Source organism: Sphingomonas sp. Ant H11 (assembly GCF_000797515.1).
In the GTDB taxonomy this organism is placed as follows: Bacteria; Pseudomonadota; Alphaproteobacteria; order Sphingomonadales; family Sphingomonadaceae; genus Sphingomonas.
Genome location: NZ_JSBN01000035.1, coordinates 1 through 20,512 on the forward strand (window position 1 = coordinate 1; position 20,512 = coordinate 20,512).

Below are 20,512 nucleotides of genomic sequence, written 5' to 3' on the forward strand. Positions count from 1 at the left end.
AGCGAGCCGGATCGCGGCCCGCCAGCGGAACAGCGCGGTCGCGAGGGGCCCGAGCGTTTGCGGCAGCAGCGTCTCCAGCCGTTGCCGCACCGCCGCCGCCAGTCCAGCCGAGGCCCCGCCGGTGCCAATCGCGACGATCACGGGGTTGCGATCGATGATCGCGGGCAGCGTGAAGTCGCAATCATCCGGCCGATCGACCGCGTTGACCAGCACGCCTCGGGCCTTCAGCCGCGCGATAACCGCTTGCGCCTGTGCAGGTTCCTCCAGCGCAACGATGGCCAACGCCGCCGCCGCCGCTTCGCCGACGATTTCGGCCCCGCCGCGTTCCAGCAGGCGGCGCTTGGCGTCAGCGGCTTCGCCGGTTCCAACAAGAATCACCGGCCGCCCGGCCAGCCGCACGAAAAGCGGCAGACTGTGCAGACGAGCGTCGTCAGTCACCCGGCGTGAGCCATTCCGGAATGCGTTCGGCGGCGAGGATCGTCTCGGGCAGGATACGGTCGGCAACCACCGCAAACCGGTCGCCATCGACCAGCACTTCGGGCACCAATGCGCGGCTGTTATAGGTCGATGCCATCGTCGCGCCATAAGCTCCGGCTGTGCGGAAGATGGCGAGGTCGCCGCTCTTCACGGCATCGATGTCCCGGCCCATCGCGAAGGTGTCGCCGCTTTCGCACACCGGCCCGGCAATGTTCGCGACCATGCGTTCGCCGGTCGGATGGACCGCCCTGAAATCATGCCAGGCGTCATACATCGCCGGGCGGGCGAGATCGTTCATCGCGGCGTCGACGATGACATAGGGATTGATCGCGCCGGGTTTGACCCAGATCACCTTGGTCAGCAGCACACCGGCATTGCCCGCAATCACGCGGCCGGGTTCGAACATCAGCCGCACGCCCCAATCCTTAGTCGCGCGGGCAACCATCGCACCGTATTCGGCGGGGCTCGGCAAGACATCGCCTTCGCGATACGGCACGCCCAGCCCACCGCCGAGATCAACGCGTTCGATCGGGAAACCAAGCCCGCGCAATTCGGTGACCAGTTCCCCGACGCGCCGATAGGCCGCTTCCAGCGGCGCAAGATCGCTCAACTGACTACCAATGTGGATCGCGACGCCGCGCAGCGCGAGGCCGGGCAAGCCCGCCAATCGCCCGAAAATCGCCGGAGCCTGGTCGATCGGCACGCCGAACTTGTTCTCGCGCTTGCCGGTCGAAATCTTGGCGTGGGTGCCGGCATCGACATCGGGATTCACGCGCAGCGTCGCATTGGCGACCAGCCCGCGCGCCGCCGCCAGCCCGGCCAGCACGACGCCTTCTTCTTCCAGCTCGAGGTTGAACTGGCCGAGCCCAGCCTCCAGCGCGGTGGTCAATTCAGTGACGGTCTTGCCGACGCCCGAAAACACTACGTCGCTGGCCGGAATCCCCGCCGCCAGCGCGCGCGCGAGCTCGCCACCCGACACGACGTCAGCACCATAGCCCGCATCCGCCATCACGCGCAGCACCGCGAGATTGGGATTGGCCTTGATCGCATAAGCGAGGTGGACATCCCCCGCCCCGGCCAGCCCTTCGCGGAACACGCGGGCGTGGCGCTTCAGCGTCGCGGTCGAATAAACATAAACCGGGGTGCCGACCGCCTCGGCAATCACCGACAACGGCACGCCTTCGCAGTGCATCGCCCCATCGACGAGCGAAAAATGATCCATAAAAACAGCCTAAATCAGTTGGGGGGCGGCAAATCGAAATCGTCGCCGCGCCGCTGCTGCGAGTTCTTGAGCACTTCGTCACTGCGCTCGGGGCGGGCCTGGTCGCTCGGTTTTATCAAATCGGCAGGCGTCGGCGTGGCGGTCGCCCCATAAGGCGCGACCGGCAATGGTTGGCCCTTGGGCGGTTTCAAGGTGGTCGCCGAACCACAACCCGCGAGCAGCGCGATCGACCCGAGGACCATCAAACCCGGCACCCGCGTGAGTGTCATGACCGTTTCCCTTCGCGTGCCGCCGCAATCGCCGCCCGCACGCGCGACGGCGCGGTGCCGCCAAAGCTCGTGCGGCTGGCAACCGACGCATCGACCGACAACACGCCATAGACGCGATCGTCGATCCGCGCATCAATGGCTTGCAAATCGGCCAGCGGCACCGCGTCGAGCTTCACCCCCAGCGCTTCCGCGCGCGCCACTGCCTGGCCGGTGATGTGATGCGCCTCGCGGAACGGCACGCCTGCTTCGCGCACCAGCCAGTCGGCGAGATCGGTCGCGGTGGCGAAACCGGCTTCGGCAAGCCCGCGCATCCGATCGGTCCGGAAGGTCGCGCTTTCGACCATGCCCGTCATCGCCGCGATCGACAGCCCTAGCAAATCATGCGCCTCAAACACCGGCGGCTTATCGTCCTGCATGTCCTTGGAATAGGCCAGCGGCAGGCCCTTCATCGTCACCATCAGCGCGGTCATGCAGCCGAGGATGCGCCCGGCATGGCCGCGCACCAGTTCGGCCGCATCGGGGTTGCGCTTCTGCGGCATGATCGAGCTGCCGGTCGACCATTGATCCGATAGAGCGACGAAGCCGAACGGCTGCGACGCCCACAGCACGAATTCCTCGGCAAGCCGCGACAGATGCAGCGAACATTGCGTCGCCGAGGTCAGATAATCGATCGCGAAATCGCGGTCGGACACGCCATCGAGCGAATTGCGCGTCGGCCCGTCGAAGCCGAGCGCCGCCGCCGTCATTTCCCGGTCGATCGGGAAGCCGGTGCCCGCCAGCGCAGCCGAACCGAGCGGCGACAGGTTCATCCGCGCCCGCGCATCGGCAAAGCGGCTGCGGTCGCGTGCGATCATTTCATAATAGGCCATCAGATGATGGCCGAGCGTCACCGGCTGCGCGCTCTGAAGATGCGTGAAGCCCGGCATCACGCTGTCGGCATGCTGCTCCGCACGCGCGAGCAAGGCGTCCTGAAACGCGCCAAGGGCAGCATCGACCTCATCGATCGCATCGCGCACCCACAGTTTGAAATCGGTCGCGACCTGGTCGTTGCGCGAGCGCGCGGTGTGCAGCCGTCCGGCAACCGGGCCGATCGCCTCGGCCAGGCGCGACTCGCTTTGCATATGGATGTCTTCGAGCACCATGTCCTCGGCCACGCCATGCTCGGCATAATGCGCGGCAACGGTGTCGAGGCCCGCCGAGATCGCGGCAGCATCCTCCGCCGAAACGATGCCGGTCGCGCCCAACATCGCGACATGCGCCTTGGACCCGGCGATGTCCTGTCGCCACAAACGCTTGTCGAACGGGATCGAGGCATTTATCGCCCGCATCACTGCGGTCGGCCCTTCGGCAAAACGACCGCCCCACATCGCATTGGATGCGCCCGATATGTCTTTACGCTCGGTGATGGTCCCGGTCCTGCTACTCGGAGTGCTTGGCGGGTGCGATAAGCAAGTCTCGTCCAACGGGCAAGACGCGCTCGCGCCCACCGCCAATTCCGCGCAGGCCACCGCAGAACCGGCTGAGACGCACGCGATCGACCGCAGCCACAAGGGCGAAGCCGCCCCCGCGGTCACGTTCGAAGACCCCGATGGCAAGCCGATGACGCTGGCGGCGTTCAAGGGCAAGCCAGTGCTGGTCAATCTCTGGGCGACCTGGTGCGGCCCGTGCGTCAAGGAAATGCCGACGCTCGATGCAGCGGCAGCAACCATCACCGTCGCCACGATCAGCCAGGACAAGGACCGCCCGACCGTCGCCGGTTTCTTCGCCAAGCACAGCTTCGCACGGCTGAAGCCCTATCTCGACAAGGATGTCGGCTTCAGCATCACCTATAATGCCAGCCTGCCGATGAGCATCCTGTTCGATTCGACCGGTCACGAAGTTTGGCGCAGCACCGGCGGCATGGACTGGACGAGCGCCACCGCCAAGGCCGCGCTCGCCGAGGCCAAATAACGCGCGCCGCTCATATACAGCGCGAATCGCGTTCCGGCGGGGCGGCGGTGCGCGTTTTCCAAACGCCGTCGGGGCCTTTATATTTCTCGCCTGGCGCGGTCTTCAGGATCAAATTGCACCCGCTGGTAAAGGCGAACTGCTCGACCGTGGCACCCGACGCCGCGCTTTGCTGGGTATACGCCGCCTTGCGCTGGATGTTGATGTTGTTGACCAGCGCGCGCACCGCCGGGCTCGCGCTGCCGACCACGCCGAGATAGCCATCGGGCTGCTCGCCCACTTCGCCCGCCGCGCGCGCCGCCTGATAGGCCGGATCACGCTGGGCAACGGCCGCAGACGCACCGCCGACCAGCAGGAGCGTCGCGATCGATATCTTGAGCCTGTTCATCAGAAAATCCCCGGTTGCGACTGAATCAAATTCTTGGCCTGGCCATCAAGACGATAGACCACTTCCTGCGTCACGCTGATGTTGAGATTGATGACGATCGGTTTGTCGGGCGCGGTCACATTAACGCATGCCGTCTGGGCAAGACAGAGCGCGCACAGGCCCAGGATCGTCAGTCTCTTCATTACACTGTTGCTCGGCCGGTCCTTCATCATCGTCAATGCTGTTTCGGTCATGGCACGGTCCTGCTGTCGGAGGGCTGAATGGGGGGTGGCGGGCGTCGGCGGCACCGCGCGTTTATTTTGTTCTTCCAGCAGGGTCGGCAAATTGCGTTCGACCAGCCGCTTGGGATCATAGAAATTCTGCACCGAATCGGCGAGCTGGCGGAACGGTGCGGAAATCCTGAGGTTGAACACGATCGGCAGCTTCTGCAGCCGGTCGAACAGGAAATTGCGCTTGGCGCCCGCGCCTTGCGCAATCCCGGCGAAACGCACTTGCGTGATCACCTCGCCCGCCAGCGGACCGTTCATGACGATGTCGAGATTGCGATAGCGCAGCGATTTCAGCGACTGGAACGCGAAATTCCCCCAAAAGCCGAGGTCTTTCTGCGTCACTTCGCCGACATAGGCGATCGTGCCGCCGCCGGGGTGCACCACCAGATTGCCGTTTTCGATCCGCCCGCCGCGCGCATCGAACACCATCGGCAGCGCGCCGTCGAAAATGCCCGTCGCGTTCAAATTCTTGAAGTCGAATTGCTGGAGAAACTGGTCGGCCTGCACGCCCGTCACGCGGAAGGTCAAATGGCGTTCCTGCGCCTCGTCGAAATCGAGGAGGGTCGTTCGAGCGACAGGCGACCGCCGGCAAAGGGCCATACGCCCTGCTCGACCCGCACCCGCGCGCCCGGCAGCAACTGATAGCGAACCACGCCGTCATTGACCGCAACGCCCGGGTTGAGGCTTTTGATCGTCGCGACCTGCCCAGGCGCGCTCTCGAGATTGAGCAGATCGGTAAAGCGGATTTCCCCGGCAATGCCGCTCGCCGGGCCAAAAGCGGCGGCCAGATTGATGCCCCCGGTGCGGAACACGCCGTCGCTCGTCACGGCTTGCGGTGTCCAGCGAATATGCCCCTCTCCGCTGGTCGCACCCACGACATTGGCGATGACGCCAAAGGTCAGCGGGGTGAGGTGATCGGGCTGGAAATGCTCGTCGAAGGTGATGCCCGGGACGATCAGATCGGCGCGGCCCGTTCCTGTGCCGAGATCGTGCGCGATGGTGACATCGGCCACTTTCACGCCCTGCTTCGGTTCGAACAGCGTGCCAGTGGCGACAATGTGGTTGTCGGCCAGCGTCACGGCCGCGCCGCGCACCGCCATAGGGTGGAACCGCGGACTGGCGGCACTGTCCGCCACCGCGAGTCCACCCGCCAGCGACAGCTTGCCCTCGGCAAAGCGCCAATTGCCATTGGCGGCCGACAGGAGCAGCGGGACGCTGCCGATTTGTCCCGCTGCTCCGTCAAAGCTGCCCTGCGGGCGACTGGCGGCAAACGCCCCGGCCAATCGCGCCACATCGAGCCGGGTGATCCGCTCTGCCGTCCCGACCCGCACACCAAGCCCCGCCAGCACGAAGCGACGGTCTTCCAAACTCCACTGCGCCTGCCGCATCACCAGTTCCAGCGGCGACGCGCCCAGTGTCCCAGCCAGTCGGATCGGCCCGATCCCGCCTCCGCCGCGCAACACGCCGCGCTCCAGGCGCGCCAGTCCGCCATCGCGGGGGCACAGCGTCATCGAAGACCGCCGCAAATCGATGCCCGAAAGGCGTAGTCGCGCGAACCCGAGCGGGGCACATGTGGCATTGACGGTCAAGCGGGAGCCCCCGTCCCACGTCGCCACGATCGGCAAGCGCAGCGATTCGACCCGACCGTCGCCAAGCGGCCCCGACACATCGATCCTGGTCGTGACCTGGGTCGCGCCATCGTTGCGCGCGGTGAAGGCGACAGGGGCCAACACAAGCTGCGATGTCCCGACGGCATAGGGTTTGATGATCGCTTGACCGATCAACGGGCTGCCCGCAGCATCCTGCATGACCCGAACCCGTGCCTCCGGCAAGCCGCCGCCTGCCATCTCGGCGGCACCCGCGATCCGCCATCCGCTGCGGGCCCCGCCATAGGTGATGTCAGCAGCGCCCGAGGCACGAAGGTTCACGCCCGACGCAGTCGCGAGCGCCAGTCGCGACATCCGTACCCGCCCCTGGGCACCGCCGATCGTGGCGGTTATGCGGGCATCAACACTGACGGAACGCGCCGCCGACCGTGTCGCCATCACCACCTGCGTGGCCATCGGCCCGAGCGGCGTTCCCGCGCTCGCGCTTTGCCACGAATCGAGCTGCGTCAACCGGGCGGGAGAGAGTTGCGCTGCCACCGCCCGCGCGTCGCCATCGAACGTGAAACCACCATTCGCGTACCGATAGGCTCCGGTCAGCGCGGCCTGGCGTCCGGCAACGCCGCTGGCGGCGAAAGGGCCCGAATGCAGGTCGACAGCACCCGACAGATCCTTCCCCGATCCAGCGAAGGACACTGGCCCCATGATCGTGCGCGCGCCCACACCGCTCCGCGCGACAGCCGCGATACCAAGCTGTGCCTTTCCCTTCCATCGGTCGAGCTGCCGGTTCAGCACCACGTCTAGGTCGACGGCTGCTCCCGTCGCTTGCACGCCCGCACAGTCAGCGCGTGCGGCGCGGACGGGGCCGCTGACGCTTGGCCGTGCTGCCAGCACCTGTATCGCCACATCGGCGGAAACGTCGTCCAGCCGACACCCGCCAACCGCGAGCCGCGCCGAGGTCGCGCGCAACCTCCCCGAAAAGCCATCGTCCAGCGCCCCGGATCCCGTCGTCGCCAATGCGAGCGCACCATAAGGCGTCGTCAGCGCGATGCGCGCGTCGGCAATGTCGACTCTGATGCGCGGCAGCGCGAATGCCGTACCCGCGGCTTGGGGCTGCAGTCGGTCGATGGCACCGAACGAGACCTTTCCGTCGGCCAGTCGCCCGCGCATGGCGAGATGACCGATACGGACCGCCGTAACGCCGACCCCCGAAAACCCCAGGCTGGTATCCACTTCCAGCCAGTCGGCGCGCAAATCGGGATTGGCCGGATCACCGAGGACGACATTGGTCAGGCGCTGTGTGCGCAGGCCAATTTTCTCGATCTGGTAGCGCGCGGGAACCCCGCGAGCGCGAAGCGTATCGGCAATGAAATGCTCGGCGAGCGGTTTGCGCGCCAGCCACAGCCCAAGCAAAACTGCCCCCAACGCCAAGCCGAGCGCGCCCAGAACATAGCGCCAGCGCAGCCACCGGGCGAGACGGTCACCTCCTGCTGCCGATACGCTTCCGTTCACCCGACCTCCCATAACCCGGCCATGCAACGTGCGGGCGTACCCCCCATCAACCCAGCGCGCGCGAGATCGTTGCGCGCCAGTGGGTCGGAAAAGGAAGGAGATGGCTGGATGCCCCGTGAGGATTCGAACCTCAATAGGCGGTATCAGAAACCGCAGTCTTACCATTAGACGACGGGGCAACGCCGGGGTCGCGCTCTACGGGCGAGCGCCGCGCATGTCAACCGATGGCAGAGGCGCAGCGGGGTCGCTTGCCGGTCGACCGACCATCCGCTAGGATCGCGCCCAAGCACCGAACGGCGCGCGACCCGCGCGCCGCGACGGCAGAACAGAATAAGCGAGTCACACGGCATGGGGGATCGATCGCCCGATATGCCGTACCGGCAGGTAAAGCCTGCCCGTTCGGCGCCGACCAACGGCAAACCAAGAGGCGGCACCGCACTCGTTACACGCGGGCGAGATCCACGCCACTTCGCCGCACTTGACCTTGGCACCAACAATTGCCGCCTGCTGATCGCGCGACCACAAGGCGATGGATTTGCCGTAATCGACGCTTTTTCGCGGATCGTGCGGCTGGGCGAAGGCCTGGCAAGTTCGGGACGCTTGAGCGACGCTGCGATCGAACGCACCATCGCCGCGCTGAAAATCTGCGCGGACAAATTGAAACGCCGCAACGTCACCCTGTCGCGCGCGGTGGCCACCGAGGCCTGTCGCCGCGCCAGCAACGGAGCCGAGTTCATCGCTCGCGCTTATGCCGAAACCGGGATTTTGCTCGACGTTATCACCGCCGAGGAGGAGGCGCGGCTCGCGGTGCTCGGGTGCCATGCGCTGATCGAGCCGGGCGAAGACCCTGCGCTCATTTTCGACATTGGCGGCGGATCGACCGAACTGGTTCTGGTCGACACCCGCGGCCCCGACCCGAAGGTGCTGGACTGGCACAGCGCGCCATGGGGCGTGGTCTCGTTGACCGAAAGCGCCGGCCATGGCGACGGGCCGGAGGGCCGCGCGGCCGCTTATGCCCGCATGCGCGCGCTGGTTACCGAAAGCATGGCCCCCTTTGCGGCGCGGCTGCCACGCGGCATCGCGGTGCCGCGCCTGCTCGGCACATCGGGAACCGTCACCACGCTGGCAAGCGTGCATCTCGGCCTGTCGCATTACGACCGGGCGCAAGTGGACGGTTTGATCGTCCCCGCCAGCGCCATGCGGCGCATCAGTACCGAGCTTGCGGAAATGGACTTGCGCCAGCGCGCGCAATTGCCCTGTATCGGGTCGGAACGCGCCGATCTGGTCGTCGCTGGTTGCGCCATTCTGGAAACCATTCTGGACTTGTGGCCGGCCGAACGGCTCGGCATCGCCGATCGCGGCATTCGCGAGGGCATTCTTCGACGCTTGATGGGAAATGGTGCATGAGCCGGGATGGTGGCGGCCTGAGGGTCCGCGTGAAGACGGCACGCAAGCGCACCGCGCAATCGACGCGCTGGCTCGAGCGGCAATTGAACGACCCGTATGTGAAGCGCGCCAAGGCCGACGGCTTTCGCAGCCGCGCGGCCTATAAATTGAGCGAGCTGGACGAACGCTTCGCCTTCCTGAAGGGCAAGCGCCGCGTGGTCGATCTTGGCATCGCGCCGGGTGGCTGGTCGCAAGTGGTGCGACGGCTGGTGCCCAAGGCGGCGATCGTCGGGATCGATTTGCTCCCGGTCGACCCGATCGACGGCGTCACGATATTTCAGCTCGATTTCATGGCCGATGTCGCGCCCGAGCGACTGATGGCGGCGCTCGATGGCGCGCCCGACCTTGTGCTGTCGGACATGGCGGCCAATACCGTCGGCCATCCCCAGACCGATGCCTTGCGCACGATGGGCTTGGTCGAGGCGGCTTTGGCCTTTGCCATTGACGTGCTGGAGCCCGGCGGTGCCTTTGTCGGCAAGGTCTTCGCAGGTGGTGCTGACACCGCCCTGGTGGCGGAGATGAAGCGCAATTTCGCGACGGTGAAACACGCCAAGCCCGCCGCCAGCCGCAAGGCGTCGAGCGAATGGTATGTGGTGGCGCAGGGTTTCAAGGGTCGCGCCAAGGCCGCGACGGAACCAGACGAGGCGTGATCTGGGAGACGTAAATACGGTGTGGCAAACCACGCCGTCGGACGGCAAACGCGGGAACACGCCCCGCGCTACCGCCGTCCGCCACTTGGGTGACCCGCGTCTAACGCAAAGCGTCAGGCGCGGGCGTCATACTCAGCCTTCGTAGTCCGCGCCGAGATTCTGGTTGCGCGGGGGAGCCGCTGCGGTGAGGCGCAGCGCTTCGGCTGAAGCCGCCAGCGAACCGACCGCATCGGCAACATCGTCATCGTCCATCTGGACGCGCTGCAGACCGGAGACGACCGATTCCTGCAGATGCGCGGGCTGCACCAGCTCCTCGGCGATCTCGCGCAGCGCGACGACCGGGTTCTTGTCGCGATCGCGATCTAGCAGCAATTCAGCACCACCCGAAATCTGCCGCGCGCGCTGGGCGGCGAACAGGACGAGATCGAAGCGGTTGGGAATCTTGTCGACGCAATCTTCGACAGTGACGCGCGCCATGAACGGCTTCCTTGCTTGTACGACGATAGTCGGAAAGGCGGCGATTTAGGCTGGAAGTGCGCGGGAGTCAAGGAAAGCGGGTTGCATCCCGCCAGCGGCCCCGCCAGAGCAGGCGGATGGAGAGCCCGCGCGAACAACCGACCTTCACGGTCGCTGGCAACCGCCTGACCATGCTCGATACGGGTCCGCGACGCCTCGACACGCTGATCGCGCTGATCGACGGTGCCAAACACACGCTGCGCATCCTCTACTACATCTATGTCGATGACGCGGCCGGGCCAAGGTGCGCGGCGCGATGATCCGGGCGGCGGCGCGCGGGGTGAAGGTATCGCTGGTGGTCGACGGCCTGGGCAGCGAAGTCGCCGAGAGCCATCACTTTTTCGAACCGCTACGCGAAGCCGGCGTCGAGGTCTGTCGCTTCGTGCCGCGCTGGGGCAGGCGCTATCTATTGCGCAATCACCAGAAATTGGCGCTGGCCGATGGCGAATCCGATCAAGCGCGCGCCATTATCGGCGGCTTTAACGTCGAGGACAGCTATTTCGGGACACCCGCCGAGCAGGCATGGCGCGACCTCGGTTTGCTGGTCGAAGGGCCCGCCGCGCAGCGCATCACCGGTTATTTCGATGCGCTGGCGGGCTCTGTTGCAAAGATTGGCGGCAGTCAGAGGTAGGCTGTCGCTCTGCGCCGATCAGGCGGCTGCTGCGAAATGGTGGTTGAGCATGCCCATGGCCTCCGTCAGCGCCGAGGGCCCAATGCCAAAAGCTCTCTCCACAAGGCGCACCTCGCCCCTGATGCCGGGCTGCAGGCACCAGGGGCGAGCCTGTCCTTTGCGCAGGGCTCGCATGACTTCGAATCCCTTGATCGTGGCATAGGCCGTGGGGATCGATTTGAAACCGCGCACCGGCTTGATCAGTATCTTGAGCTTTCCGTGATCGGCCTCGATCACGTTATTGAGATACTTCACCTGCCGGTGGGCCGTCTCCCGGTCCAGCTTTCCTTCGCGCTTCAATTCGGTGATCGCTGCACCATAGCTCGGCGCTTTGTCGGTATTGAGCGTGGCAGGCTTTTCCCAGTGCTTCAGGCCTCGCAGGGCCTTGCCCAGGAACCGCTTCGCTGCCTTGGCGCTGCGGGTCGGCGACAGGTAGAAATCGATCGTGTCGCCCCGCTTGTCGACTGCCCGGTACAGGTAGGTCCACTTGCCCCGCACCTTGACGTAGGTTTCATCCAGGCGCCAGCTCGGATCAAAGCCACGCCGCCAGAACCAGCGCAGCCGCTTCTCCATCTCCGGGGCGTAGCACTGGACCCAGCGATAGATCGTCGTATGGTCGACCGAAATGCCGCGTTCCGCCAGCATTTCCTCAAGGTCGCGATAGCTGATCGGATAGCGACAATACCAGCGCACCGCCCACAGGATCACATCACCCTGGAAATGGCGCCACTTGAAATCCGTCATCGTTCCGTCCGTCCAATCTCCGCCAAGCATGCTCAAGCTTCACGATTTTTGCAACAGAGCCCGCGCGAGTAATGCCATGCAGTAGGGCGTTTTGAGAGGTCCCGCGTAATCAGAATGCCATCTTGGTGATGATGTGGAAATTCGCTGAACCTGACTCCGTTATGAGGCCATCCTCCACGAAAAGCACATCATCATAGCCTTCGCGCAACGCCTCCATCTTGGCCATTGACGAGTAGAGAAGCTGTACCGTTTTGATCTGCCGGTGAGCCCATCGCCCATCAGGTGCTGTCTTCATTGTGATGCCACGTTCCCAGCCAGGGTTAGCCAGGATGGTGCGCGGCTGCGTGAACATCACGATCGTCGGACGGAGGCCATCGGTGTAGATAAAATTGCGGTCTTCCGCGCCACGGGAAATCTGCAAATAGACTAAGCCATGCGTAATGCCATTCCGGCGCGCGATCTCCTGGTGCAAAGCCAAGAGTTCACCTTCCGCGACCGGCATCGGAATTCCGAGCGTTTCGAGCGAGCGTTTCAGTCGATCGGTGTGGCCCTTGAAATCGATCAACTTGCCGTCAGCAACGGCAGTTACCTCATATATCGCATCCGCAAAAAGAAATCCGCGATCGAAGATCGAGATCGTTGCTGCCGTCTCGTCCAGCCATTGGCCGTTGACGAACACTGTCCTGCCCATTGTGCGCGTTCCTGTCATTTCGTTGGAAAAAATTGTGGGGCAGTCGCGGTTAGCCAATTGCCTTTTGCAGCTCCGGTAGGACCTCAAAGAGATCCCCGACAAGGCCGTAGTCCGCTACTTGGAAGATCGGCGCCTCCTCGTCCTTGTTGATCGCGACGATCACCTTCGAGTCCTTCATGCCGGCAAGGTGCTGGATCGCGCCGGAAATACCGCAAGCGATGTAGAGCTGCGGAGCGACGACCTTGCCCGTCTGGCCGACCTGCCAGTCGTTCGGTGCGTAGCCGGCATCGACGGCCGCGCGTGACGCGCCGACGGCCGCGCCGAGCTTGTCGGCGACGGGCAGGATCACTTCCTGGAACTTCTCCGACGAGCCCAGCGCACGGCCGCCCGAGATGATGATCTTGGCCGAGGTTAGCTCCGGACGGTCCGAGGTCGACAAGTCGGCAGAAACGAAAGCCGATAGATCAGAAGAAAAGGCTGCCGTCGAGAGTTCCTCGACGGCAGCAGGTGCGCCTTGGGAGGCAGGAGAAAAGGATGAAGAGCGGACAGTGATCACTTTCTTCGCATCGGTGGCCTGCACCGTCTGGATGGCGTTGCCCGCATAGATCGGACGCTTGAACGTGTCGGGGCTCACCACCTCGACGATCTCCGACACCTGCGCCACGTCGAGCAGCGCCGCCACGCGCGGCAGCACGTTCTTGCCGACCGAGGTGGCCGCGCCGAGGATGGTGTCGTAGGACCCGGCGAGCGACACGATCAGCGCCGCCAGCGGCTCGGCCAGATTGTTGGCAAGGCTTGCATCCTCGGCAACCAGCACCTTGGAAACGCCGGCAAGCTTGGCCGCCTGCTCAGCCGCCGCCTTGCGCCCGCGCCTGCGACAAGCACATGCACGTCGGAACCGATCTTGGAGGCCGCCGTCAGCGCCTTGGCGGTCTGGTCGGAAAGGTGGGCGTTGTCGTGGTCTGCCAGAAGAAGAATGGCCATTATCGTAATCTCCTCAAATCTCGCCGATCAAAGCACGCCGGCTTCGGTCTTGAGCTTCTCGACCAGCTCGGCGACCGTCTTGACCTTGACGCCCGCCTTGCGGCCCGACGGCTCCTCGGTCTTCAGCACCTTCAGCCGCGGCTCCGTCGACACGCCGAAGTTTGCGGGCGACGTCTTGTCGAGCGGCTTCTTCTTGGCCTTCATGATGTTGGGCAGCGAGGCATAGCGCGGCTCGTTCAGGCGCAGGTCCGACGTGACGACGGCCGGAAGCTTGACCTCGATCGTCTGCAGGCCGCCATCGACTTCGCGCGTGACCTTGGCCGAACCGTCACCGATCTCGATCTTCGAGGCGAAGGTGGCCTGCGCCGTGCCGAGCAAGGCCGCCAGCATCTGGCCGGTTTGGTTGGAATCGTCGTCGATCGCCTGCTTGCCGACGATGATGAGGCCCGGCTGCTCGGCGTCGGCCACACCCTTGAGGATCTTGGCGACGGCCAGCGGCTCGACTTGATCGTCGGTCTCGACCAGGATGGCGCGATCGGCCCCCATGGCCAGCGCCGTCCTCAGCGTCTCTTCGGCTTGGCAGGTCCGATCGACACGACGACCACTTCCTCGGCCTTGCCCGCTTCCTTCAGGCGCAGAGCCTCCTCGACCGAAATCTCGTCGAACGGGTTCATCGACATCTTCACATTGGCAAGCTCGACACCCGAGCCGTCCGCCTTCACGCGAATCTTCACGTTGTAATCAACGACCCGCTTGACTGGGACCAAGATTTTCATAGCAGCCTTGCCTTCCATATAAGGACGCAGCACCGCACCCAACGCGGGCGTGATAACGGCCTACGCTCTACTCCGTGACAGATGCGAATACTTATATTCCGTTCCGTCGGTAAGTAAATAGAAATCTTAGGACGCGCTTGCTCTCGTCGAGGCCGTTATCAGAGCAAGTTAGGTCACCGAACTTCTGGAGGGACTCTTTTTTCCCTTCCGACCCGTCGTTAAGTTGGCAACAAGAAGTTTGATCGGCGTATTGGTGTTTGTCGCGCATTGGTAATGTGGTAGCACAAGAGAAATCCCACTCTACGCGAGCAAACACCTACATCAGAGGCCCAATGAAGCAGACCAAAACAAAGCCCCGCATGGGACGACCGCCCGTTCTCGAAAATGCTCGCGATCGCATTCTTGACGAGGCCGCCGTCTTGTTCGGAGAGGGCGGTTTCGACAATGGCTCTATGAATGTCGTTGCCGAGCGGCTCGGCGTCTCCAAGGCTGCCGTCTACCATTATTTCGACACCAAGCAATCTGTTTATGACGCCATCATTGTACGCACATTGGAGGGACTGCTCGAACATGTCAGTAGAGCTGTTGCGGCGTCCACCACGGCTGACGGTAAGCTGAAATCATTCATGGTTTCGCACGCTGGGTACTTTGAAAAAAACTACTGGGGTTTCGTGTGCATGCTGATCGGATACGGCGGTATGGCAAATCCGGGGCTCAAGTCCGAAGCCAATCAGCTTCGTATCGAGTATGAGAGCATACTCCGGGGAATTCTTCGGGAAGGAATGGCAACCGGCGCCTTCCGCGAGGCGGATGTGACAATATCGTCTCACTCGGTTCTCTCTATGCTCAACTGGATGGTCCGTTGGTTCAAACCAGGCGGACAAAAAAACGCGCGGAAACCGTCGCAGCGGAATATTTTGATCTCCTTACAAATGGTCTCTACAGCCGATGAGAGTAAGAGCGGCAGGAAGATATCGCAGTGGGGTTTGAGGCAGTTTTTACAGGTCACCACTAGCTCTTCTTCGACTGAACCACCTAGCATCGCGAATGGCATTCTCCAGTCATTTGCGATGGCGCGCTGGAGTCATGGGCTTGCTCGCCTTATGCAACCTTTTCCGTACAAATTGCGTCACATCTATTCCTTTATGCCATTTGGTAATGGACATAAAAAAAAAACAAACAAGCCTCGTGTGAGAACGGCGGTGAGAAAGTCGACCACGGTAGCGGCGGGATAGTCCCGCTGCGGGCGGCGTAAAAGTCGTCCACTTTTCCCTTTTCTGCGTGGCGCAGGGAGGGACGAGGGATCTACACCGTGGAATTGTATCTGAAGGTTCGCGTGGCTTGCGACAGGGGCATGAGCCAACGCGAGGCAGCAAGGCATTTTGGCATATCGCGCGACACGGTTCGCAAGATGATTGCGTATTCGGTTCCGCCCGGCTATCGGCGGCAGGCTCCGGTGCGACGCCCGAAGCTGGACGCGTTCATCCCGATCATCGATCAGTGGCTTGAGGCGGACCGTGCGGTCCCGCGCAAGCAGCGTCATACGGCCAAGCGCGTTTTTTGATCGCCTTCGTGACGAACATGGGTTTACCGGCGGCTACACGATCATCAAGGACTACATGCGCGACCGGGCGCGGCGCGGCCAGGAGATGTTCGTGCCGCTGGCGCACCCGGCCGGGCACGCACAAGCCGATTTTGGCGAGGCTATGGTGGTCATCGGCGGCGTGGAGCAGAAGGCGCACTTCTTCGTGCTCGATCTGCCGCACAGCGACGCCTGCTATGTTCGCGCCTATCCTGCGGCGGTGGCCGAAGCATGGGTGGACGGTCATATCCATGCGTTCGCCTTCTTCGGGGCTGTGCCGCAGTCGATCGTCTACGACAACGACCGCTGCCTGGTGGCGAAGATCCTGCCCGACGGCACGCGCAAGCGGGCGGCGCTGTTCAGCGGCTTTCTGTCCCACTACCTGATCCGGGACCGCTATGGCCGGCCCGGCAAGGGCAATGACAAGGGCAGCGTCGAAGGACTGGTCGGCTATGCGCGGCGCAACTTCATGGTGCCGATCCCGCGCTTTGCATCGTGGGACGCGTTCAACCTGTGGCTCGAGGAGCAGTGCCGCAAGCGCCAGGGTGACCGGCTGCGCGGCGCGAGCGAGACGATCGGCGAACGCTTGCTGCGCGATGTGGCGGCGATGCGCCCGCTGCCGGCCTCGCCCTTCGAGGCCTGCGACCAGGCCAGCGGCCGGGTCTCCTCGCAGGCGCTGGTGCGTTACAGGACCAACGACTACTCCGTTCCGGTCGCCTTCGGCCATCAGGACGTTTGGATCCGTGGCTATGTCGACGAGGTGGCGATCGGCTGCGGCGGGGAGATCATTGCCCGCCATCCGCGCAGCTATGCGCGCGAAGAGGTTGTCTTCGATCCGCTGCATTACCTGCCGCTGATCGAGCAGAAGATCAACGCGCTCGACCAGGCGGCCCCCTTGCAGGGCTGGGAACTGCCGGAGGCGTTCACGACACTGCGCCGCCTCATGGAGGCGCGGATGGGCAAACAGGGCCGGCGCGCCTATGTGCAGGTGCTGCGCCTGATGGAAAGCTTCGATCTGGCCGACCTGCACGCAGCCGTGAAGCAGGCGCTGCATCTGGGCGCCATCAGCTTCGATGCCGTGAAGCACCTCGTCCTGTGCCGGGCCGAGCGCAGGCCGCCCAGGCTGGACCTCGACATCTATCCCTATCTGCCCAGAGCCACCGTCGAGACGACGTCGGCCAAGGCCTATATGCGCCTGCTGGACCGTGAGGAGGAACCGGCATGAGCAGCGATGCTCCCGAACTCCTGCTCACTCATCACCTGAAGGCGCTGAAGCTGCCGACCTTCCTGCGCGAGCACCAGAAGCTTGCCCGGCAATGCGCGGTCGAGGGCGTGGATCATGTTCGCTACCTTGCCCGACTGGTCGAACTGGAACTGATCGACCGGGAATGCAGGATGGTCGAGCGCCGCATCAAGGCTGCGAAGTTCCCGGCCGCCAAAAGCCTCGACAGCTTCGACTTCGCCGCCATCCCGAAGCTCAACAAGATGCTGGTGCTGGAACTGGCGCGCTGCGAATGGATCGAAAGGCGCGAGAACGTCATCGCGCTCGGGCCCAGCGGCACGGGCAAGACCCATGTTGCGATCGGTCTCGGGCTGGCGGCCTGCCAGAAGGGATTGTCCGTGGGCTTCACCACGCCGCCGCGCTCGTCAGCGAGATGATGGAGGCGCGCGACGAACGCCGCCTACTGCGCTTCCAGAAGCAGATGGCCGGCTACAAGCTGCTCATCATCGACGAGTTGGGCTTTGTGCCGCTGTCAAAGACCGGAGCGGAGCTGCTGTTCGAACTGGTCTCCCAGCGTTACGAACGCGGATCGACGCTGATCACCAGCAATCTGCCCTTCGACGAATGGACCGAAACCTTCGGGTCCGAGCGCCTCACAGGCGCGCTCCTTGACCGCCTGACCCACCACGTCAGCATCCTCGAGATGAATGGCGACAGCTATCGCCTCGCGCAAAGCAGGGCCCGAAAAACCGCCGCCGTCACCCCATAACAACGCCGACGCCGCATTCGGGAAACTCTGGTCGGGCTACGCCCTCCCGACGTTCCCCGAATGCGCCGCCAAGTGGCCTACTTTTGCGCCGCCCAATGGCCGACTTTTACGCCGCCGTTGACACATTCAATCGAAATGGGTATGCCATTTGGCATGGGCTGGTGCCAAAAGCGAATTGGCCAAGTCAGCCGCAACCTTTCACGTTGCGTCAGGACGAACGGGGTACCGGTTCGGCTGCCCCGACAAGGGAGTGCTGCATGTCCGTTACAATCGAAGCCGATCTGATCCTGCATAATGGCCGTATCTGGCGCGGCCGGGAGGAGGGTATCAGCGAGGCTGTCGCCGTCTGGCAGGGCAAGGTGCTGGCCACCGGCGACAGCGCCGACATGCTAAGCCTGAAGGGCCCGCGCACCGAGGTCATCGACCTCGAGGGCCGTTTCGCCAGCCCCGGCCTCATCGACAACCACCTGCACCTCATCTCGACCGGCATCACCATGGGCTGGGTCGATGCGACGCCCGCAGCCGCACCGACATTGTCCGTGCTGATGGCGGCCCTTGCTGATCGCGCCGCGACCACCGCCAAGGGTGGCTGGGTGCGGGCCCGCGGTTATGACCAGGTCAAGCTCGATACCGGCCGGCATCCGACACGCGAAGACCTCGATCAGGCGGTGCCGGATCATCCCGTGCTGCTAACCCGCGCCTGCGGGCACATCGCCATCGCCAATTCGCGGGCGTTGGAACTGGCCGGCGTGAGCGAGGCGACGCCCGTGCCGGATGGCGGCGTGATCGGTGTCACCGACGGGCGTCTCAACGGCCTGCTGGCCGAAAATGCCATCAATCTCGTCAAGGCTGCCATGCCCGAGGTGACCACGGAGGAACTGATCGACGGCATAGAGCGCGGCGGGCGGTACCTGCTCTCGCTCGGCATCACAAGCTGCATGGACGCGGCGGTTGGCCAGCTTTCCGGCTTTGCTGAAATCCAGGCCTATGAAATGGCCAAGATTTCTGGTCGCCTGCCGGTGCGTGTCTGGCTGACGCTGCTCGGCGATCCCGGCATTTCTATTGTCGAGGATTGCTGGCGGGCCGGCCTGATTTCCGGCGCCGGCGATGACATGCTGCGCGTCGGGGCGGTCAAAATTTTCCTCGACGGTTCGGCCGGCGGACGTACCGCCTGGATGTCGAAGCCCTATCAGGGCGAGCCCGACAATATCGGCGTGCAGATGCTGCCGACCCCGGAGGTCGAGGCGCTGGTCAAATCCTTCCACGATCGCGGCTACCAGATGGCGTGCCATGCCATCGGCGATGGTGCGATCGAACAGTTGCTCACCGCCTATGAAAAGGCGCTGGCCGCCATGCCCGACCCGGATCGCCGCCACCGTATCGAACATTGCGGCTTCTCGTCGCCGGAACAGGACGCGCGCATGAAGGCGGCCGGCATCCTGCCCGCGCCGCAGATGGCCTTCATCCACGATTTCGGCGACAGCTACATTTCCGTGCTCGGCGAGGCGCGCGGCAAGGGCTCCTACCAGATCGGCACCTGGATGCGCATGGGCCTCAAGCCCTCGACCGGCTCGGATTCGCCGGTCTGCTCGCCCGATCCCTTCCCGAACCTCCATGCCATGATCACCCGCAAGACGGGCAAGGGCACGGTGATGAAGGACAGCGAGCGGCTGAGCCGCGAGGAGGCGCTGCAGGCCTTTACGGAATACGGCGCCTATTCCCAGAAAGCCGAGGGTGTGAAGGGCAAGCTGGTGCCCGGCCAATGGGCCGACATCGCTGTCTTCGACAACGATCTTCTGGAGGCCGCACCTGAAACCATCCTGTCAGGCACCCGCTGCCTGCTGACCCTGCTTGCAGGCCGCATCGTGCATGATGCGCGATAAACGGCTTTGTCGCAAACTTGCCACTTGGACGAACAAGTTGATCAGATACGGTATTCAGGCAGCGAGGATTTCAAACTGCTCGGCGAGCGATGGTGCCGGGTTGTAGGCGTACCTCGCCTGTCGTTTGCGCATCATGTGAACCATTTCGATCCCAGACAGGATCGTCGCGGCGCTGGCGGTTGATTTGAATCCCAGCATGGAACGTATTCGGCGCTTAATGCGTCGATGATCCTGCTCGATGCGGTTGTTCAGATATTGGCTTTGCCGGATGCGGATTGGCTTCAGCGTTCGTCGTGATCGATTTCTCAGGCGGCTTTCGCCATCGCAGGCAATGATCGCCTCGTGATTGGTCTGGCTGCCGTCGATGACGATGCGCTCCGGTCGGCCATGACGGTTCAGCGCTATGCGGATGAAGCGTTTGGCGGCCGGTAGGTCACGGTTTTCGCTGAAGAAGAACTCGACCGTATCACCCAGGCTGTCGACGGCGCGGTAGAGATACATCCAGCGACCGCGAACCTTCACATAGGTCTCATCGACATGCCATTTGCGGGTGACGGGTCGCTTGCGATGGTTGAACTGTTCGAGCAACAGCGGCGAGAACCGCACGACCCAGCGATGGATTGTGGAATGGTCGACGTGAATGCCGCGCTCGGCCATCATCTCTTCCAGATCACGCAAGCTCAGATTGTACGCCAGATATCAGCGTACGCACAGCAGGATTACCGAACGGTCGAAATGGCGGCCTGAAAACATGAACACGCTCCTCTGAAACGGAGGAACTCTCATGCCTCAGCAAGGTTGACAATGGGTTTGCGACAAAACCCTTTCGAGGAGAAGCCGGGTTTCGGGCCGAAAGTCTTTTGGTGGCCAAAAGCACCCGGCCGGCCGGGC

18 protein-coding genes, 1 tRNA gene and 4 pseudogenes are annotated in these 20,512 nt (G+C 63.7%); 9 read left to right on the forward strand and 14 right to left on the reverse strand.

The genetic code is table 11. The features are described from left to right. From NW75_RS08195 to argH, 4 genes are all read right to left on the reverse strand, one after another. Positions 1-438, reverse strand: a 438-nt coding sequence (locus tag NW75_RS08195; RefSeq protein ID WP_033964673.1) for an NAD(P)-dependent oxidoreductase, incomplete at its 3' end; no start/stop codon positions are given. After that, a complete protein-coding gene (gene lysA, locus NW75_RS08200; protein ID WP_033964665.1) occupies positions 431-1,699 on the reverse strand; it encodes a diaminopimelate decarboxylase in 1,269 nt (422 codons plus the stop codon). The genes NW75_RS08195 and lysA, both read right to left, overlap by 8 nt. Positions 1,700-1,713: 14 nt before the next feature. Further along, positions 1,714-1,968 (reverse strand): hypothetical protein, encoded by a 255-nt coding sequence (locus NW75_RS08205; protein ID WP_033964666.1) that lies wholly within the window; start codon positions 1,966-1,968, stop codon positions 1,714-1,716. Then, entirely contained in the window at positions 1,965-3,335 is a 1,371-nt protein-coding gene (gene argH / locus NW75_RS08210) for an argininosuccinate lyase (protein WP_081988685.1), read from the reverse strand. The genes NW75_RS08205 and argH overlap by 4 nt, the downstream gene beginning before the upstream one ends. Positions 3,336-3,354: 19 nt before the next feature. On the opposite strand from argH, the gene NW75_RS08215 reads away from it, so the two are divergent. Continuing rightward, positions 3,355-3,918 (forward strand): TlpA family protein disulfide reductase, encoded by a 564-nt coding sequence (locus NW75_RS08215; RefSeq protein WP_033964675.1) that lies wholly within the window; start codon positions 3,355-3,357, stop codon positions 3,916-3,918. A gap of 10 nt (positions 3,919-3,928) precedes the next feature. On the opposite strand, the gene NW75_RS08220 is transcribed toward NW75_RS08215, so the two are convergent. The 4 genes from NW75_RS08220 to NW75_RS08230 all read right to left on the reverse strand — a co-directional run bounded on the left by NW75_RS08220 (position 3,929) and on the right by NW75_RS08230 (position 7,867). Further along, positions 3,929-4,303 carry a YdbL family protein gene (locus tag NW75_RS08220; RefSeq protein ID WP_033964668.1) on the reverse strand — a complete coding sequence of 125 codons (375 nt, stop codon included), beginning with the start codon at positions 4,301-4,303 and terminating at the stop codon, positions 3,929-3,931. Further along, complete coding sequence (locus NW75_RS26140) at positions 4,303-5,100, reverse strand: YnbE family lipoprotein (RefSeq protein ID WP_231565049.1); 798 nt, start codon at positions 5,098-5,100, stop codon at positions 4,303-4,305. The genes NW75_RS08220 and NW75_RS26140 overlap by 1 nt, the downstream gene beginning before the upstream one ends. Then, on the reverse strand, positions 5,097-7,688 hold the full coding sequence (locus NW75_RS08225) for a YdbH domain-containing protein (protein WP_231565050.1): 2,592 nt from the start codon (positions 7,686-7,688) through the stop codon (positions 5,097-5,099). The genes NW75_RS26140 and NW75_RS08225 overlap by 4 nt, the downstream gene beginning before the upstream one ends. Positions 7,689-7,793: 105 nt before the next feature. Next, positions 7,794-7,867 (reverse strand) — tRNA-Gln (locus NW75_RS08230). 169 nt (positions 7,868-8,036) lie between these two features. Between NW75_RS08230 and NW75_RS08235 the strand changes: the two genes are divergently transcribed. Together NW75_RS08235 and NW75_RS08240 are read left to right on the forward strand one after the other, a co-directional pair. After that, entirely contained in the window at positions 8,037-9,095 is a 1,059-nt protein-coding gene (locus NW75_RS08235; RefSeq protein WP_231565051.1) for a Ppx/GppA phosphatase family protein, read from the forward strand. Further along, positions 9,092-9,784, forward strand: coding sequence for an RlmE family RNA methyltransferase (locus tag NW75_RS08240; protein ID WP_033964670.1), 693 nt, complete (start codon positions 9,092-9,094; stop codon positions 9,782-9,784). Before NW75_RS08235 ends, NW75_RS08240 begins: the two co-directional genes overlap by 4 nt. A gap of 132 nt (positions 9,785-9,916) precedes the next feature. Here the strand turns inward: NW75_RS08240 and rpoZ are convergent, their stop codons facing one another. Beyond that, positions 9,917-10,261, reverse strand: coding sequence for a DNA-directed RNA polymerase subunit omega (rpoZ, locus tag NW75_RS08245; RefSeq protein WP_033964671.1), 345 nt, complete (start codon positions 10,259-10,261; stop codon positions 9,917-9,919). 116 nt (positions 10,262-10,377) lie between these two features. Here rpoZ and NW75_RS08250 point away from each other — a divergent pair. Continuing rightward, positions 10,378-10,895, forward strand: a pseudogene (locus tag NW75_RS08250) (phospholipase D-like domain-containing protein); the annotation flags it as partial. Positions 10,896-10,949: 54 nt separating this feature from the next. On the opposite strand, the gene NW75_RS08255 reads toward NW75_RS08250, so the two are convergent. From NW75_RS08255 to NW75_RS08270, 4 genes and pseudogenes are all read right to left on the reverse strand, one after another. Beyond that, positions 10,950-11,714 carry an IS6-like element IS6100 family transposase gene (locus NW75_RS08255; RefSeq protein WP_001389365.1) on the reverse strand — a complete coding sequence of 255 codons (765 nt, stop codon included), beginning with the start codon at positions 11,712-11,714 and terminating at the stop codon, positions 10,950-10,952. Between the two features lie 109 nt (positions 11,715-11,823). Beyond that, the gene (locus NW75_RS08260; RefSeq protein WP_197057762.1) at positions 11,824-12,393 is read right to left on the reverse strand and encodes an aminotransferase class IV; all 570 of its coding nucleotides are present in this window, start codon (positions 12,391-12,393) and stop codon (positions 11,824-11,826) included. Positions 12,394-12,454: 61 nt separating this feature from the next. After that, positions 12,455-13,389, reverse strand: a pseudogene (locus tag NW75_RS08265) (electron transfer flavoprotein subunit alpha/FixB family protein). Positions 13,390-13,416: 27 nt separating this feature from the next. Continuing rightward, a pseudogene (locus tag NW75_RS08270) lies at positions 13,417-14,165 on the reverse strand (electron transfer flavoprotein subunit beta/FixA family protein). 332 nt (positions 14,166-14,497) lie between these two features. Here NW75_RS08270 and NW75_RS08275 point away from each other — a divergent pair. From NW75_RS08275 to NW75_RS08290, 5 genes and pseudogenes are all read left to right on the forward strand, one after another. Next, entirely contained in the window at positions 14,498-15,400 is a 903-nt protein-coding gene (locus NW75_RS08275) for a TetR/AcrR family transcriptional regulator (protein ID WP_197057763.1), read from the forward strand. Positions 15,401-15,477: 77 nt separating this feature from the next. Next, the gene (locus NW75_RS26145; protein ID WP_231565052.1) at positions 15,478-15,729 is read left to right on the forward strand and encodes a helix-turn-helix domain-containing protein; all 252 of its coding nucleotides are present in this window, start codon (positions 15,478-15,480) and stop codon (positions 15,727-15,729) included. Further along, the gene (gene istA, locus NW75_RS08280; RefSeq protein WP_231565053.1) at positions 15,683-16,972 is read left to right on the forward strand and encodes an IS21 family transposase; all 1,290 of its coding nucleotides are present in this window, start codon (positions 15,683-15,685) and stop codon (positions 16,970-16,972) included. Before NW75_RS26145 ends, istA begins: the two co-directional genes overlap by 47 nt. Beyond that, positions 16,969-17,738, forward strand: a pseudogene (gene istB / locus NW75_RS08285) (IS21-like element helper ATPase IstB). The gene istA and the pseudogene istB overlap by 4 nt, the downstream one beginning before the upstream one ends. A 257-nt stretch (positions 17,739-17,995) precedes the next feature. After that, on the forward strand, positions 17,996-19,621 hold the full coding sequence (locus tag NW75_RS08290; RefSeq protein WP_033964672.1) for an amidohydrolase: 1,626 nt from the start codon (positions 17,996-17,998) through the stop codon (positions 19,619-19,621). A 54-nt stretch (positions 19,622-19,675) separates the two neighbouring features. Here the strand turns inward: NW75_RS08290 and NW75_RS08295 are convergent, their stop codons facing one another. Further along, the gene (locus tag NW75_RS08295) at positions 19,676-20,317 is read right to left on the reverse strand and encodes an IS6 family transposase (protein ID WP_231565054.1); all 642 of its coding nucleotides are present in this window, start codon (positions 20,315-20,317) and stop codon (positions 19,676-19,678) included. Between the last annotated feature and the right edge of the window lie 195 nt (positions 20,318-20,512).

Excerpts from the sequence above, each read along its gene's own strand:
- NW75_RS08215 (WP_033964675.1), top strand. The coding sequence starts at position 3,355 with ATGTCTTTACGCTCGGTGATGGTCCCGGTCCTGCTACTCGGAGTGCTT.
- NW75_RS08205 (WP_033964666.1), bottom strand. The coding sequence starts at position 1,968 with ATGACACTCACGCGGGTGCCGGGTTTGATGGTCCTCGGGTCGATCGCG.
- NW75_RS08290 (WP_033964672.1), top strand. The coding sequence starts at position 17,996 with ATGTCCGTTACAATCGAAGCCGATCTGATCCTGCATAATGGCCGTATC.
- rpoZ (WP_033964671.1), bottom strand. The coding sequence starts at position 10,261 with ATGGCGCGCGTCACTGTCGAAGATTGCGTCGACAAGATTCCCAACCGC.
- NW75_RS08275 (WP_197057763.1), top strand. The coding sequence starts at position 14,498 with ATGAAGCAGACCAAAACAAAGCCCCGCATGGGACGACCGCCCGTTCTC.
- NW75_RS08255 (WP_001389365.1), bottom strand. The coding sequence starts at position 11,714 with ATGACGGATTTCAAGTGGCGCCATTTCCAGGGTGATGTGATCCTGTGG.
- argH (WP_081988685.1), bottom strand. The coding sequence starts at position 3,335 with ATGTGGGGCGGTCGTTTTGCCGAAGGGCCGACCGCAGTGATGCGGGCG.
- NW75_RS08220 (WP_033964668.1), bottom strand. The coding sequence starts at position 4,303 with ATGAACAGGCTCAAGATATCGATCGCGACGCTCCTGCTGGTCGGCGGT.
- lysA (WP_033964665.1), bottom strand. The coding sequence starts at position 1,699 with ATGGATCATTTTTCGCTCGTCGATGGGGCGATGCACTGCGAAGGCGTG.
- NW75_RS08235 (WP_231565051.1), top strand. The coding sequence starts at position 8,037 with ATGGGGGATCGATCGCCCGATATGCCGTACCGGCAGGTAAAGCCTGCC.
- NW75_RS08240 (WP_033964670.1), top strand. The coding sequence starts at position 9,092 with ATGAGCCGGGATGGTGGCGGCCTGAGGGTCCGCGTGAAGACGGCACGC.